The organism is Saccharothrix sp. NRRL B-16314 (assembly GCF_000716595.1).
In the GTDB taxonomy this organism is placed as follows: Bacteria; Actinomycetota; Actinomycetes; order Mycobacteriales; family Pseudonocardiaceae; genus Actinosynnema.
Genome location: NZ_JNXC01000008.1, coordinates 203774 through 218049, shown reverse-complemented (window position 1 = coordinate 218049; position 14276 = coordinate 203774). Strand labels below are relative to the sequence as shown.

Below are 14276 nucleotides of genomic sequence, written 5' to 3'. Positions count from 1 at the left end.
GTCAGCCGACCAACCCGCGCAGCGCGCCGGCCACGTCCCCGTCCTGCGGCGTGTGCTCGCGCGTCGTCGCCGACGGCCAGTCCGCGAACGCCGGCCGGTCGCCCGAGGGGCTGCGGAAGACGTCGAGCGGACCGGAGTAAGGCCGGGGTTCCCAGGTGCGGACGGCGTCCTCGTTGGCCTGCCACACGCGCGCCGAACGCCGGACGAACTCGGGGGTCGCGTCCGAAGGCACGAGGTCGAGTTCCTTCCACCGGTCCAGGACCGCGACCAGGTCACCGGGCGGCTGGTCGAACCGGGGGCCGACGTCCAGCAGTTCGGCGTCGACCAGGGCCAGCAACCGCACCTCGGCGCCGTCCTCGGTGAGCCGCGCGGCCATCTCGTGGGCGACCGCCGCGCCGGTCGAACAGCCGCCGAGCAGGTAGGGGCCGGTCGGTCGGGCCGCGCGGACGGCCTCGACGTAGGTGTGTGCCATGGCCTGCACCGAGGCGACCGGGTCGACGTCCGAGTAGAGCCCGGCCGCCTGGAGCCCGAACACGGTGGAGTCCTCGCCCAGCGCCTGGGCGAGCCCGGCGTACGGACCGACCTGCCCGTTGGCCGGGTGGACCAGGAACAACGGGGGACTGGTCCCGTCGCCGCGCTGGATCAGGACCAGCGGGTCGGACAACTGTCCGTTGTGGTCGCGCAGCCGGGCGGCGAGGCCTTCAACGGTCGGGTGCTCGGTCATCACGTTCAGGGGCAGCTGGACGCCCAGTTCCTCGAACACGGCGTTGACGACCCGGGCGGCGTCCAGCGAGTTGCCGCCCAGCTCGAAGAAGTTCTCCCGGATGCCGACGGCGAACCCGATGACCTCCTGCCACTGCCGTGCCAGCCACAGCTCCACCGGGTCGCGGGGGTGCCGGTAGCCGGTGTCGAGCACGTCGTCCACGGTCGGGTTCATCGTGTGGGTGCACCGCCCTCGTGATCGGCGGCGAGCCGCCAGCGTTGGATCTTCCCGGCCGCGGAGCGGGGGATTCGGTCGACGAACGTGAACTGCTTCGGGATCTTGTAGCCGGCCAGCCGCCGACCGCAGTGGGCGGCGAGTTCGGCCTTGCGGACGCTCACCTCGGGTCGCAGCACCACCTGCACGCCGACCACCGACCCGAGGGTGTGGTGCGGCACGGCCAGCGCGACGGCGTCGGCCACCGCGGGGTGGGCCAGCAACGCGGACTCGACCTCGTTCGGGTCGACCTTCTCGCCGCCCACGTTGATCGTGCCGTGGTCGCGGGGTTCGAGGTAGAGGTAGCCGTCGCGGTCGAGCCTGCCGCGGTCGCCCACCGTGGCGAACCCGTCCGGGGTGGTGCGGACGACCTGGTCGTTGAGGTAGTCGGAGCGACCGACCCGCTGGGGGGTGCGCATGAAGACGGTGCCGACCTCCCCGGGCGCGACCGGTGCGCCGGTGTCGCCCAGGACGCGGAGCTGGGTCAGGACACCGCGCCCGACCGTTCCAGGCCGGGCCAGCCACTCGTCGCCGCGGGCCAGCGTCACGCCGATGCCCTCGGTCGCGCCGTACAGCTCGAAGACCCGCTCGGGTCCGAGCAGGTCGATCCACCCGCGCTTGGTGTCCGCGTCGCAGGAGGCCGCGGTGTGCAGGAGCGCACGCAGGCTGTCGAAGGCCGCCGGGTCCGCGTCGGCGGTCATCAGGATCTCGCGCATGTGCGTCGGCGTCAGCTGCACCCACTCGATGCGGCGCTGCCGCACCAGGTCGACGGTCCACTGCGCGGCGAAGAACGGCTGCAGCACAACGGTGTTGAGGTCCAGCAGCGCGTCCACGAACGCGGTGAACGGCGCCGCGTGGTACAGCGGGCCGACGATGAGCTGCCGCTGGCCGGCCCGCCACCCGGTCTGCCGGATCACCAGCGACGGCGTCCGCGCGGGGTCGTAGCGCAGCGGCCCCGGTCGCGCCGAGATCTTCGGCACGCCCGTGCTCGCGCCCGTCGCCAGCAGGTAGGCCGCGACGCCGCCCCGGGTCGACGGCGGCGTGGCCGACACGATCGCCGGCCCCGGCCGGTTCCCGGCGTCCACCAGGTGGACGTGTCCGTAGTGGCGGCCGAGCAGTCCGAACAGGACGTCGCGCTCGGCCGAGGGGGTGGCCGGGTTCAGCGGGAAGACGGGCACCTCGGCCGCGAGCGCCGCCGCGATGCCGGTCGCCGCGGCCAGGGTGTTGGCCGCCTCCACGACGACGCACGACGGCACGTCCGGGTCGAGCGCCGCCCTCAGCGCGCCGACCGCGTCCTGCACCGACTCGGCGAGTTCCCCCCACGACAGGGTCTGCTCGGCCAGGTCGGCGTCGAACCCGATCAGGGCCGCCCGACCGGGTTCGGCGCGGGCGATGTCGGCGATCCGCCGGTGCACGGAGAGGGTCATCGCTACCGCAGCATCTCGGCCAGCCGCCGGACGCTGGACGCGGTCATGAACTCGTACACGTCCAGCGGCCGGTCGAACTCCGCTTCGAGGGCCGCGATGATGCCCAGCGCCGACAGCGAGTCGCCACCCAGCTCCAGGAAGTCGTCGGTCGCGCCGACCGGCCGCACGTCCATCAGCGCCGACCAGATCGCCGCCACCCGCCGCTCGACATCGTCGCGCGGGTCCTCGAACAGGGTGCACCGGCCGTCCGCGACGGCCGCCGCCAGCTGCTCGGCGTCCACCGCGCCGTCCACCGCGCCGTCCGCCACCGGGAGCCGGTCGACGACGAGCACGCCGTTGAGCCCGCAGTCCTCGCCGAGCTGTTGCCGCACGTGGTTGCGCAACACCGGCCCGCTCAGGTACTCGGTCAGCTCGACGGCGGCGATCGTGACGTCACGCCCGTCGTGGCGCACGACGGCGACCCCGGCCCGGCTCACACCGGGGTGCGCGGTCAGGACGTCGGCTATCTCGGCCACGTTCAGCACGGGCGCTCTCCTGTCAGCAGTTCGGCGACGAGATCGTGCACTGCGGGATCTCGCAGCAGGTCGGTGTGGTCCACGTCCAGCACGACGTGCCGCGCGCCGTCCACGGGTGGCTCGTGTTCCCTGGAGGACACGAACAACGGCGTCCCGGAGCGCGTGTCGAACCGGCCCTGGGCGGCCAGCAGCATGTACTCCACGTAGGCGGTGAACCCGCCGGTCAGCTGCTCGCGGAAGAACTGGTTGAGCGACAGCCGCGCGGCGACCTCGCCCATCACCGCGTCGTACCGGTCGACCAGGGCGGCGGCGATGCGGGGCAGGTCGTCCGGGTGCGCCTCGACCAGCCCGTCCGCCAGGGCACGCGCGCCGTCCAGCTCCTCGGCGGTCACGTGGTCCCCGGACGTCTCCAGCGTGGACGTGAACTGGTGGGACAGCGAGCCGGCGGTGGTCGCCTCGGCGTCGAAGAGCAGGGTCACCGGGGCCGGTGCGGACTTGGCGACGGCGTCGGCGACGCAGGTGGCCAGCGACGACCCGGCGCAGTACCCCAGCACCGCGCGCACCGGTCGGCCGGTGGCCGCCGCGTCCGCCACCCAGCGGCCGACGCACGCGTCGAGCGGCCCCGAGCGGGGCTGGTCGAGGTGCAGGAAGCAGGCGTCCACCGGCACACCGGCCGCCAGGTCGGCGAACCCGGCCGTGGCCCGGCCACCGGGGAAGTCCAGGCACAGCACGAGGTCCGGTCCGCGGTCGGACAGCTGTCGCCAGTGCGTCAGTTCCACTGCCCGACCTCCTGGGTGTCCACTGCCGTCGTCAACGCCCGGTAGTCGATCTTGCCGCCGGACGTGTGGGGCAGGCGGTCGACGTGGCGGACCGCCACGTGCCGGCTCGGCACCCCCAGCGCCTCGGCCAGTTGCCGCCGCTGCTGCTCGTGCACGGTCGGGTCGCCCGCGCCGAACAGGTACACCACGTCGTCGTCACCGCAGACCACGGCGGACGGGTGGTCGGACCGCTCGACCACGCGCTCCAGGTCGTCCAGGCTCGTGCGGACGCCGAGCACCTTGACGATCCGCTTGGTGCGGCCGGTCAGGTAGAGGTAGCCGTCGCGCAGGTACCCGAGGTCACCCGTGTCCAGCACGTCCACCTCGGGGCCTCGGCGCAGGTCGTCGCGACCGGTCGCGTAGCCGAGCATCACGCCCGGACCGCGGTAGTGCACGGCGCCCTCGCCGGGTGCGGCCCGGTCGTGCGCTTCGCTGGGTGCGATGGTGATGACGCCGCCGGGCACCGCCGAACCGACCGAGCCGAGGCGGTCCGGGAGGTCGGTCGGGTCGAGGCAGGCGATGCGCGAGGTGGCCTCGGTCTGGCCGTACATCGGGAAGAACCGGCCCTGCCGCCGTTCCATCATCCGCACCAACCGCATGGTCAGCTCATCGGGCATCCGCGCGCCGGACTGCGTCATCGTGCGGATCTCCGTGCGCTCCAACAGGTTCAGGTGCGCTGGGCCGAACGCCGCGTAGGTCGTCGGCACGGCGGCGAACGACGTGGCGCCCGCCCTGGTCAGGTGGTCCCACATGGCCAGGGAGAGCGGATTCCGGTCGCTCAGCACGATGCCGGCGCCGGACCGCAGATGACTGTTGAGCACCGATAGTCCATATGCGTGCGTGATGGGAAGAGTCGTCGGTGCGCGTTCCGCGGCGGTGATGTGCAAGACCCGCGCGATGGCTTCGGCGTTGTCGGCCACACCGTCGTAGGAGAGCCGGACCGCTTTGGGGCTCCCCGTCGTTCCGGAAGTCGACAGCAGCAGTGCGGTGTCCGGGAAGATGTCGCACGCCGGTTGCGCCGAACGCCTGCGGAGGACCGGTGAACCTCCCGCCGGTTCGCCCGGCACGTAGCCGAAATCGGTCAAATCCGACCCGCCACCGGGACCCGGTACGACGAATTCCGGTTGGTACGCCGACAGGACCTCAGCCGAAGCGGGCATGAATGCGACCGCGTGGCCGAGCCTCAGCGCAGCCAAATAGGCCAGCACCGTGGGCAGGTCGCGGTCGCCCGCGCACAGCACCAACGCCTTGGTGTCGTGGCGCAGGGATCGCTCGACCTCGCCGACCAGGGCGGCCAGGTCGCCGTAGGACAGCGTCCGACCACCGACGAGGTGGAGGGCGGGGGACCTCGGCGACACCTCTTCGTGCGTCACGAGATCCAGCGTCGCCAAGGGCATGGCGCACATTCTGCGGTCTGTTCGGGAACCGGTCCATAGCCCGTATTCGGTGTTGTGCTTGTGCTTGACGACTTCCACCCCCGTGGTGCAGATTCCGGTTGACCTCCCGGAGAGGGGAAGCGCCGCCCATGAACGCCGAGATCCGCCAGTTCCTTTTCGAGTCGTTGAAGGTCATGAAGTACAGCACCGCCGACATGGACGACGACACGGTGCTGGGCCCGGCCGGCGCAGACCTCGAATCGCTCGCCATGGCCGAGCTCGCGCTCCGGGTGGAGGACCACTTCGGCGTCCGGTTCCTCGAGGACGAGGCCGAGCACTTCGCCGCCATGACGGTCGGGGAGTTCTGCGCCGAGGTGGCTCGGCGCGCGCGGATCGCCACCGCGACGTGAGCGCAAGCGTTGCCGTGACGGGGATCGGTCTGGTCAGCCCGGTCGGCACCGCGGTCGACGAGGTCTTCGCGGCGGTCTGCGCCGGTCGGTCCGGGCTCGTGCGCCCGCCGGAGGACCACCCGCTGCACGGTGTGGTCGACGTGGCCGCGATCGGTCCGTTCATCGACCCGGAAAGCGTTATACCGCCGAAGGAAGCGCGGGTGGTCGACCGCTCGATCGTGATGGCCGTGAGGGCCGCGGGCGACGCGTTGGCCGACGCCGGGATCGAGATCGGCCGGGACGTCGACCCCTACCGCGTCGCGGTCGTGCTCTCCGGGGTCGGTGGACTCGCGACGCTCGCGGACCAGGCGGTCGAGCGTTCCCGGCGCGGTCGCCTGGGCGTCAGCCCGTTCCTGCTGCCCGGCGTGCTGCCCAACATGGCGGCGGCACGGGTCGCCATCAAGTTCGGCATCCGGGGCTACACGTCGTCGTCCGGCACGGCTTGCGCCGCCGGCGGTCAGTCCATCGGTGAAGCGATGCGCATCCTCCGGTCGGGCGAAGCGGACGTGGTGGTCTGCGGGTGCACCGAGGCGCCGCTGTTCCCGACGTTCGCCGACGCCTTCGGCAACGCCCTCGCGCTGGCCCGCGGCTGGTCCGATCCGACCACCGCGAGTCGCCCGTTCGACCGGCGTCGCAACGGTTTCGTGCTCGGTGAGGGCGCCGGTGTGCTGGTGCTGGAGCGGGCCGACTTCGCGCGGGCGCGCGGTGCCGTGGTGCGCGCCGACGTGCTCGGCTGGGGCGCGACGAGCGACGCGCACCACCCGACCACGCCCCGGCCGGACGGTGCCAGCGCGGCGGAGAGCATGCGGATCGCACTTCGGGATGCCGGACTGACCACAGGCGACATCGGCTACCTCAACGCGCACGGCACCGGCACGAAGGCGGGCGACACCGCCGAGGCGACGGCGATCCGGGGTGTGTTCGGCGACGCCATGCCACCGGTCAGCTCGACCAAGGGTGTCACCGGGCACATGCTCGGTGCGTCCGGTGTGGTCGAGGCTTCGATCGCCATCACGGCCATGCGCAAGGGACTTCTCCCACCGACCCACAACCTGGACGACCCCGACCCGGCCTGCGACCTCAACCACGTGCGTGGTGAGGCGGCGGCGGCCCGGGTCGACGCGGTCATGTCCAACTCGTTCGGCTTCGGTGGCCACAACGTGAGCGTGATCTTCGGGAGTGCCGATGGATGACCAGATCGTCCACGACCGGGTCGCCGTGCCGTTCTCCGGTCCGGGCGCGGGGACCGCACCGCTGAGCTGGGGCCAGAAGACGCTGCTCCAGGAGATGCGCAACAGCGACTGGACGTACAACATCAGCGGTGCGCACTACCTGCCGGAGGGCCTGACCGTCTCCGACGTCGCCGACCGCCTGGGCCGGCTCATGAGCAAGCACCCCGCGCTGCGGACCCGGTTCGGCACCGACGACGACGGCAAGCCGTGCCAGGTGGTGCACGCGTCCGGGGAGATCGAGCTGGAGGTCATGACCTTCGCCGACCACCTCGACCGCCAGGACGCCGTCGACCACGGCAACAAGCTGTGGCTCAAGTGGATGGCGATCCCGCTCGAACAGCACACACCGTGGCCGCTGCGCATGGGCGTGATGCAGCACCGGGGCAAAGCGGTGTACATGGTGCTCACGCTCGCCCACATGGTCACCGACGGCGTGGGCGCGTTGCTGCTCATGACCGACCTGGACCTCGGCGAGCTGGCCGGGCGACCGGTGGACCCGGACGCGGTGCGGCTGGCCGACCTCGCGCGGCTGGAGTCGACGCCTCGGATGCAGCGGGTCAGCGAGCGGGCGATGCGCCACTGGGAGAACCACCTCCGGTCGCTGCCGCCGTTGACGTTCGGCGGTCCGGGGGTGCCGGACTACGAGGCGGGGCAGCGGTGCCGCAACGTGCGGTTCCAGTCGCGGGCCGCCTACTTGGCCGTGGTCGAGATCGCCCGGCGGACCCGGACGGACACCGGACGGGTGCTGCTCGCGGTGATCGCCATCGCGATCGCCCGGACCACCGGCGTCAACCCCCTGACCCTGCACCTGGCCGCGGGCAACCGGTACCGACCAGGGCTGGCCGACGTCATCGGCTCGGTGGTCCAGAACGCCGTGCTCACCCTCGACCTCGACGGCACGGTCGACGACGTGATCGCGCAGGCCCGCCGGACCACGACGTCGGCGTTGATGCACGCCTACTACGACCCCGACCAGTTGGAGGAGCTGACCGCGCGCCTGGACGCCGAACGCGGCTACCCGGCCCGGATCACCTGCCGGGTCAACGATCGGCGGTTCAGCACCAGGACCCGGGCCGACGCGGTGGAAAGCGCCCCTGCCGCGACGGAGGACGAGATCCGGGCCACGCTGCCCGAGACGTACCTCAAGTGGAACAAGTTCGTGTACCGGTGGACCGACCAGCTGTTCGTCAACATCGAGGACCACCCGGACACCGTGTACCTCCAGATGGTCACCGACATCGACGCGTTCCCCGCGGAGCAGGTGGAAGCGATGCTGCACGCGGTGGAAGAGGTGGCCATCGAAGCCGCGTTCCACTCGGACGTGCCGACCGGGGCGCGCCCGCGGCCGGCCGTCACCGCCGCCGCGCCGCGGTGACGACCAGGGCTCCGGTCCGTCCGTCCACTGTGGTCGGCGAGTTGTGCCGGTGCCCCACCACGTCCTCGGTCGAGGACTACGAGGCCGCCACCACGGCGAAGCAGAGGTAGCGCAGTTCCGGGTCGTAGTCGCCGACCAGCACTGAGCCTTCTTGCGCTTCGGCCAGGTGCCACCACACCCCGGTGGTGGGCTGCCCGGCCTGCGCCCGCGTGTGGTCCGGCCGGTCCGGCCACACCGCGGCGAGCGAATCGCTCAGCACGACCCGCACGCCGGGGTGACCGGCCGACAGCTCGGCCACCGCGAGCAAAGCCGACCCCGGCACGGCTTCCGGTGCCACGTCGGGGTACTGGCGGACATCGGTCACCCGACTGCCCGTCCCGTCCTCGTACAGCATCGCCACGCCCCGGTGTTCCAACGGCGTCGCGGCCGTCGACTCGTAGGGCAGCGAAGCCTGCTCGACCACGACCAGCAGCGCCCGCCGCACGCCGTAGTCCCGCATGACGCGCAGGCCGGTGAACGGCGACGCGCTGCCCTGGTCGCAGAGGGCGAACGACATCGGCGTGCCGGGGCAGAGGTGGCTGAGGTAGGTCGCGGTTGCCCGGCCCGGCCACACGTCGTGGATGGAGAACGCCAGCACCAACAGGTCGACCGGCTCCGTCGCGGGCACGACCTCCGCCACCAACGCCCCGGCCATCTCGCCGTAGGAGTGACCGGACAGGCCCGCGACGGGTGCGAGGCCGAACGGCCGGGCCAGGTCCGCGAAGTAGTCGGTCACCTGCGCGCGGTGCTCGTCGTCGGCGAGGACGTCGGCGTTCCCGGTGAAAGCCCGGCGCCCGGCGCGGACCAGGCGCATCACCAGGGCCGGCTGTGACCGGCGATGAACGTGGCCAGCTCGCCGACGGTCAGCAACTCGTCCGGGCGCATCCGCTCCACGTCGATCTGGATGCCGAGCTGGTCCTCGACCTCCAGCAGCAGCTCCAACCCCAGCGACGAGCTGACCCCCAGCTCGTCGGCCATGTGCATGTCCTCGGTGATCGGTTCTTCGCGCTCGACCAGCCGCTTGAGGACGGTGGTCATGGCTTGGACCACGCGGTCCCGCAATGCGATGTCGAGCTGGGCGTCGGGTGCGGTCATGTCGGCCTCCTGGCTGAGAACGCGGGATCAGTGCTGGAACACCATCGCGGAGAACGTCGCCCCGGCTCCGGCGCCGACGGTCGCGACGAGGTAGTGGTCGCCCTCGCGGAGCAGGTCGCGCTCCCGGGCGGTGCGGTAGTTGGCGAACGCGTCGGTGCAGAACATGTGTCCGTTGTCGGGCACGTTCGACAGCAGCACGCGCTGCACCGGGAAGCCGATGAGCGAGCACAGCCGTTGCCAGGTCACGACGTTGACGTTGTGCGGCAGGACCAACCGGATGTCGTCCAGGGCGAGCCCCGCGTCGGCGACCGCCCGGTTGATCACCTCGGCCAGCGACGGGCGGTACTGGCGTTGGAACTCGTCCTCGCGATCGCCGAACTCGCCGTCGAACTCGCCGCGTTGCGCGCACACGAAGGACAGCATCCGGTCGCGCTTCCCGTTGGCGCTCACCAGGCAGGCGGACGCGCCCTCGGCGAACAACGACGTGCCCGGCAGCAACCGCGCGTGGCGGGTGAACGCCTTCTCGCCCGTCAGCACCAACGCCAACGCGTCGTCGTCCTGGTCACCGGCCAGCAGCCGGCCGGCCAGCTCGACCGCCAGCAGCCCACTTGCGCAACTTTGTTGCGTGACGGTGAAAGCCAGCGCGTGCGCGAGCCCCAGCTGACGGCAGACGTCGTGCAGAGGGTTGTGCGGGTACGGCACGACGACCGGCATCGCCCGGCCGTGGATGACGTACCGGACCCGGTGCTCCTGCCCGCGCAGCTCGGCGAGCCCTTCGGCGGCGGCGCGCAACAGCTCGGCCGGCGACCGGTCCGGGTCGAACCGGACCTGGTCGAGCCCGTGGAACCGCCGGAACAGCCTGACCTGCATGCCGGTCAGGCCGAGCGGATCGGCCAAGTCCTCGATGGGAACGCGAAAAGCCGGTGTGTACACCGACATCGCGTCGAGAGCGGTCACACTTCGGGATCCCACCACGTCGTTCCGGCAAACGTCAATGTGTGCCACGATGTTGCGGTGTCGCGGTTTCTGCTGGTCGTACTGCCGTTGCAAGGCCACCTCTACCCCATGCTCGCGATCGGGCAGGAACTCGCCCGCGCGGGTCACGAAGTGGTCTGGTGCGGTCCCGAGAACGTGCTGCGCCCGATGGTCGGTCCGGACGCGGTGGTGCACGCCACCGGTACACGTGCGTACCGCCGCTACGACGAGGCGGGCATGGCCGGCGTGCGGGCGATGTGGGACGGGTACCTGATCCCGTTCACCCGCTTCACCCTCGGTCCCGTCGACGAGGCGGTGCTGGAGCACAAGCCGGACGTCGTGGTCACCGAGCAGTACGCGCTGGCCGGGGCGTTGGTGGCGCACCGGCACGGCGTGCCGTGGGCGACGCTGTGCACCGGCACGCTGGAGCTGACCCCGCCGGCCGACCTCGTCGGGTTCGACGACTACCTGGCCGACAAGATGGCGCAGGCGGTGGCGATGGCAGGCCTGTCCGACGCGCCGATCGACCCCCGGTTCTCGCCGCACCTCGTGATCGCCCTGATGACGCCCGGACTCGTGGAAGACGCCGCGCTGCCGGACCGCTGCGTGCTCACCGGCGCGGCACTGGGCACGAGGCCGAACGCACCCGATTTTCCCTGGCACCTCTGGGATCCGGACCGCAGGCACGTGCTGGTCACAGTCGGCACGCTGGTCGGCCACATGATCGGCGACTTCTACGACCGGGCCGCTGCGGTGCTCGCACCCATGGCCGACGACGTGCAGGCGATCTTCGTGACCTCCGGCGTCGCCGCGGAGTCGTTCCCGGACAACGCCATCACCGCGGAGCTGGTGCCGATGCTCGACCTGATGCCGAAGCTGGACGCGGTGGTGTGCCACGCCGGGGGCGCGGTCAACGAAGCGCTCACCTTCGGAGTCCCGATGGTCGTCGCACCGGTCCGGGCCGAGCAGGTGGCCCTGGCGCGACAGGTGGCCCGGTCGGGCGCGGGCATCGAGGTGTCCATCCTCGACGTCACGGTGGCCGAGCTGGACACCGCGGTGCGAGCGGTGCTGGACGAGCCGGACTACCGGCGCAACGCCCGCCGGATCGGCGCGGAGTTCGCCGCCGCCGGTGGAGTCGCGGCGGCGGCGGCCCACCTGGTCGAGTTGGCGTCCGGCACGTGACCACACGCGAGCAGGAGGACGGTCTGGTGGACGGGTCCAGGGTCAAGGCGCTGCCGGGGGCCGAGGAGTTCGCGTGGGCGAGGCAGCGGCGGGCCGACATCCGCCGCGCGGGCGGTGTCCTCGACCTCGTGCTGCCGCTGCGGGAAGGCGGTGCCGGTCCGGCGCTGTTCTGCGCGCCGCCGCTGGTCGGGGCGAGCTGGTGCTACCTCGCGCTGCTGCCGCACCTCGCGCCCGAGCACCCGGTTTACGGCCTGCAGCTGCGCGGGCTGCGCAGGCCGGAACCACTGCCGGTCGACATGGCCGAGCTGGCGCGGGACTTCGCCGACCGGATCAGGATCACCCAGCCACACGGCCCGTACCACCTGTTCGGGTGGTCGATCGGCGGCAACGTGGCGCACGCGATCGCCGAGGAACTGGAGCGGCGCGGCCACGAGGTCGGCCTGCTCGTCATCGGCGACGCGATGCCCGGCCTGCCGAACAGCCTCAGCGTGGCCGACGACAACCTGTGGCTGGTGTGCGACTTCGTGCTGCGCGAGTTCGGCTACCAGCCCGTCGTCGAGCCGGACGACCCCGACCCGGTGCACCGCATGCTGGAAGTGGTCCGCGGTCGGCCCGGCTTGGGGTTGCACGAGTGGCCGGACCACCAGCTGCTCGCCCTGCCGCACGTGATCAGGAACAACCTCGCGGTGGCACAACGCCACCTCCCCGGCCGGGTCCGCTGCCCGGTGCTGTTCCTCTCCGCCGCCGAGGACGAGCGGACCACCGAGGCGAAGGTGGCCTCGTGGGACGACTACGTGGCCGGACCGGTCGACGTGGTGGAAGTGGACTGCCTGCACGAGCACATGCTGCTGCCCGTGCCGGTCGCCCGGATCGGGGCCGCGATCTCCGCCCGTCTCGGTGGTGGAGTCCCGTCCCGCGTCGGTGCGGACCCGAAGTGGTCCCGAATCGATCGCTGACGCATCCGAAAGTCTTATTGCCACAGGGGAATCGCGAACCTAGGCTCTGGGTAGGAGTCCGCGTCCGCCCCTCGCCCGGTTCACGAGACCTGAGGTCGGCGCCGCAGTCGGCGGAACACTCACACCGCCCGAACCCACACTGCCGCCGATGCGGGAACCCGCCCCGGTGGCGACCGTTCTGCGGTCCACCGTTCGTTTGCAACCGGAGGTCTGATGGGCGGGGCGAACCTGCGCACCGCGTTGGCGCAGGACATGCGGGTCGGCGCGGGCAACGTGCTGCCCATGCTGGTGGAGCACGGCGCCGACCTCGACGCACCGCGGATGACCTTCGACGTCGACGTGGACGGCATACCCGCGTGGACCCCGCTGTCCCTGCGCGACCTGTCCGAACGGGTCGCGGCGCGGGCGGACTGGTTCGCCCGCCGGGGGATCGGCCGACGTGACCCCGTCGCGGTGTTCGTCACCTCGGCGGCCGACGTGTTCCTCAACTTCTTCGCGCTCAACCGCCTCGGCGCGATCCCGGCGCTGATGAACGGCAGCATGCCGATCGAGGTCGCCGCGGAGTTCGTCCGCCGGCTGCGCGGTGTCGGCGTGCTGGTCGACGCCGACCACGCGGCGTTGCGGGACCACGAACTCGGCGTGCCCGTCCTGGGTGACGCGTCGGAGACCGGCACCGGCGACCCCGACCAGGCTCCACCGCCCTACCGCCACCACGGCGACGATCCCGTGGCGATCACGCACTCCTCCGGCACCACCCGGATGCCGACGCCGGTCGTCCACTCGCACCACAGCTTGTTCGCCGCCGTGCGCGCGGTTCGGCTCACCGAGGCCAGGCCGTACGGCCAGGTGCGCGAGATGTCCGTGCTGCCCGCCGCGCACGCCGCCGGGATCATCGTGGTGAACCAGGCGTTGTGCAACGGCTACGAGCTGCTGTGCCTGTCCGCGCAGGGCGGGCCGTTCGAGCGCAGCGGCGAGGTGGTGCTGGACGCGATCGAGCGCTGGCGACCCACCGGTGTGTTCGGCTTCGCCATCACCTGGGCCGAGCTGGCGCGGTTCGACCTGTCGAAGCGCGACCTGAGTTCGGTGCGCAACTGGTCCAGCACCGGCGACTGCGCGCACGAGGCGCACATCCGCAAGCTGGTCGCGGTGGGCAGCCACCCGGTGTGGACCCCGGACGGCGTGGCGGACGAGCCGGGCTCGAAGTTCATCGACACGCTCGGCTCGACCGAGATGGGCCACAGCGCGTTCGCCATCAGCCACCGGCCCGGCAGCGACCGCTACGACCGGTGCGTCGGCAAGCCGTACTCGTTCGCCGAGGTGGCGTTGCTGGACGTGACGACGGGCGAGGAGGTGCCGGTCGGCCAGGTCGGGCAGTGCGGGCTCAAGTCGCCGACGATCGCGCCCGGCTACTGGAACGACTCGACCGCCACGTACCGAAGCCGCCTCAACGGCTATTACATGACCGGCGATCTCATGTACCGGGACGAGGAGGGTTACTTCTACCACCTCGACCGGGCCAACGACGCGGTCGACCTCGGCGACGGCAACTGGATCTACACCGCGTTGTCCGAGGAGCGCGTCCTGGCTCGTTGTCCGGACGTGCGCGACTGCACGGTGCTCGCGTCGAAGCAGGACGACGGCACCCCGGTCACCGACGTGCTGCTGGTGCTGCACGACGGGGCCGATCCGGGGCTGGACCGGGGCGACGCGGTGCGGGCCGCGCTCGGCGAGGCGGTGGCTCGCACGGTGCGGCGGGTCGGCGTGGTGCCGGACGGACAGCTGGCCGTGGGGTCGACCGGGAAGGTGCGGAAGTTCGTGATGCGCCAACGGGTCCTGGCGGACGCGCCACACGGGAGGTAGC

Annotated in this window: 14 protein-coding genes; 6 read left to right on the top strand and 8 right to left on the bottom strand. The window is 71.7% G+C overall.

The window, feature by feature from the left end; translation table 11 throughout:
- Nucleotide 1: 1 nt before the first annotated feature.
- The 5 genes from OQ02_RS15920 to OQ02_RS15900 are packed head-to-tail and all read right to left on the bottom strand — an operon-like array spanning nucleotide 2 to nucleotide 5133.
- Nucleotides 2-937, bottom strand: coding sequence for a thioesterase domain-containing protein (locus OQ02_RS15920; RefSeq protein WP_033439166.1), 936 nt, complete (start codon nucleotides 935-937; stop codon nucleotides 2-4).
- Nucleotides 934-2403, bottom strand: a complete 1470-nt coding sequence (locus OQ02_RS40975; protein WP_051772367.1) for an AMP-binding protein — start codon at nucleotides 2401-2403, stop codon at nucleotides 934-936. The genes OQ02_RS15920 and OQ02_RS40975 overlap by 4 nt, the downstream gene beginning before the upstream one ends.
- Before the next feature lie 2 nt (nucleotides 2404-2405).
- Nucleotides 2406-2927: a phosphopantetheine-binding protein gene (locus OQ02_RS15910; RefSeq protein ID WP_033439165.1), complete on the bottom strand. Its 522-nt coding sequence runs from the start codon at nucleotides 2925-2927 to the stop codon at nucleotides 2406-2408.
- Complete coding sequence (locus tag OQ02_RS15905) at nucleotides 2921-3697, bottom strand: hypothetical protein (protein ID WP_033439164.1); 777 nt, start codon at nucleotides 3695-3697, stop codon at nucleotides 2921-2923. Before OQ02_RS15905 ends, OQ02_RS15910 begins: the two co-directional genes overlap by 7 nt.
- Nucleotides 3688-5133: an AMP-binding protein gene (locus OQ02_RS15900; protein WP_051772366.1), complete on the bottom strand. Its 1446-nt coding sequence runs from the start codon at nucleotides 5131-5133 to the stop codon at nucleotides 3688-3690. Before OQ02_RS15900 ends, OQ02_RS15905 begins: the two co-directional genes overlap by 10 nt.
- A gap of 128 nt (nucleotides 5134-5261) precedes the next feature.
- On the opposite strand from OQ02_RS15900, the gene OQ02_RS43780 reads away from it, so the two are divergent.
- The 3 genes from OQ02_RS43780 to OQ02_RS15885 are packed head-to-tail and all read left to right on the top strand — an operon-like array spanning nucleotide 5262 to nucleotide 8168.
- On the top strand, nucleotides 5262-5522 hold the full coding sequence (locus OQ02_RS43780) for an acyl carrier protein (protein WP_033439163.1): 261 nt from the start codon (nucleotides 5262-5264) through the stop codon (nucleotides 5520-5522).
- Nucleotides 5519-6754: a beta-ketoacyl-[acyl-carrier-protein] synthase family protein gene (locus OQ02_RS15890; protein ID WP_033439162.1), complete on the top strand. Its 1236-nt coding sequence runs from the start codon at nucleotides 5519-5521 to the stop codon at nucleotides 6752-6754. Before OQ02_RS43780 ends, OQ02_RS15890 begins: the two co-directional genes overlap by 4 nt.
- A complete protein-coding gene (locus OQ02_RS15885) occupies nucleotides 6747-8168 on the top strand; it encodes a condensation domain-containing protein (RefSeq protein WP_051772402.1) in 1422 nt (473 codons plus the stop codon). Before OQ02_RS15890 ends, OQ02_RS15885 begins: the two co-directional genes overlap by 8 nt.
- Before the next feature lie 76 nt (nucleotides 8169-8244).
- Here the strand turns inward: OQ02_RS15885 and OQ02_RS15880 are convergent, their stop codons facing one another.
- The 3 genes from OQ02_RS15880 to OQ02_RS15870 are packed head-to-tail and all read right to left on the bottom strand — an operon-like array spanning nucleotide 8245 to nucleotide 10199.
- Nucleotides 8245-9024: a 2-hydroxy-acid oxidase gene (locus tag OQ02_RS15880; protein ID WP_156077068.1), complete on the bottom strand. Its 780-nt coding sequence runs from the start codon at nucleotides 9022-9024 to the stop codon at nucleotides 8245-8247.
- Complete coding sequence (locus OQ02_RS15875; protein ID WP_033439161.1) at nucleotides 9021-9302, bottom strand: phosphopantetheine-binding protein; 282 nt, start codon at nucleotides 9300-9302, stop codon at nucleotides 9021-9023. The genes OQ02_RS15880 and OQ02_RS15875 overlap by 4 nt, the downstream gene beginning before the upstream one ends.
- 27 nt (nucleotides 9303-9329) lie before the next feature.
- On the bottom strand, nucleotides 9330-10199 hold the full coding sequence (locus OQ02_RS15870) for a 3-oxoacyl-[acyl-carrier-protein] synthase III C-terminal domain-containing protein (protein WP_231500052.1): 870 nt from the start codon (nucleotides 10197-10199) through the stop codon (nucleotides 9330-9332).
- A gap of 117 nt (nucleotides 10200-10316) precedes the next feature.
- Here OQ02_RS15870 and OQ02_RS15865 point away from each other — a divergent pair, with 117 nt between their 5' ends.
- The 3 genes from OQ02_RS15865 to OQ02_RS15855 all read left to right on the top strand — a co-directional run bounded on the left by OQ02_RS15865 (nucleotide 10317) and on the right by OQ02_RS15855 (nucleotide 14275).
- Nucleotides 10317-11459, top strand: a complete 1143-nt coding sequence (locus tag OQ02_RS15865; protein WP_033439159.1) for a glycosyltransferase — start codon at nucleotides 10317-10319, stop codon at nucleotides 11457-11459.
- Nucleotides 11456-12415 carry an alpha/beta fold hydrolase gene (locus tag OQ02_RS15860; RefSeq protein WP_033439158.1) on the top strand — a complete coding sequence of 320 codons (960 nt, stop codon included), beginning with the start codon at nucleotides 11456-11458 and terminating at the stop codon, nucleotides 12413-12415. The genes OQ02_RS15865 and OQ02_RS15860 overlap by 4 nt, the downstream gene beginning before the upstream one ends.
- A gap of 213 nt (nucleotides 12416-12628) precedes the next feature.
- Nucleotides 12629-14275 carry a class I adenylate-forming enzyme family protein gene (locus OQ02_RS15855; RefSeq protein WP_033439157.1) on the top strand — a complete coding sequence of 549 codons (1647 nt, stop codon included), beginning with the start codon at nucleotides 12629-12631 and terminating at the stop codon, nucleotides 14273-14275.
- The last annotated feature ends 1 nt before the right edge of the window (nucleotide 14276 follow it).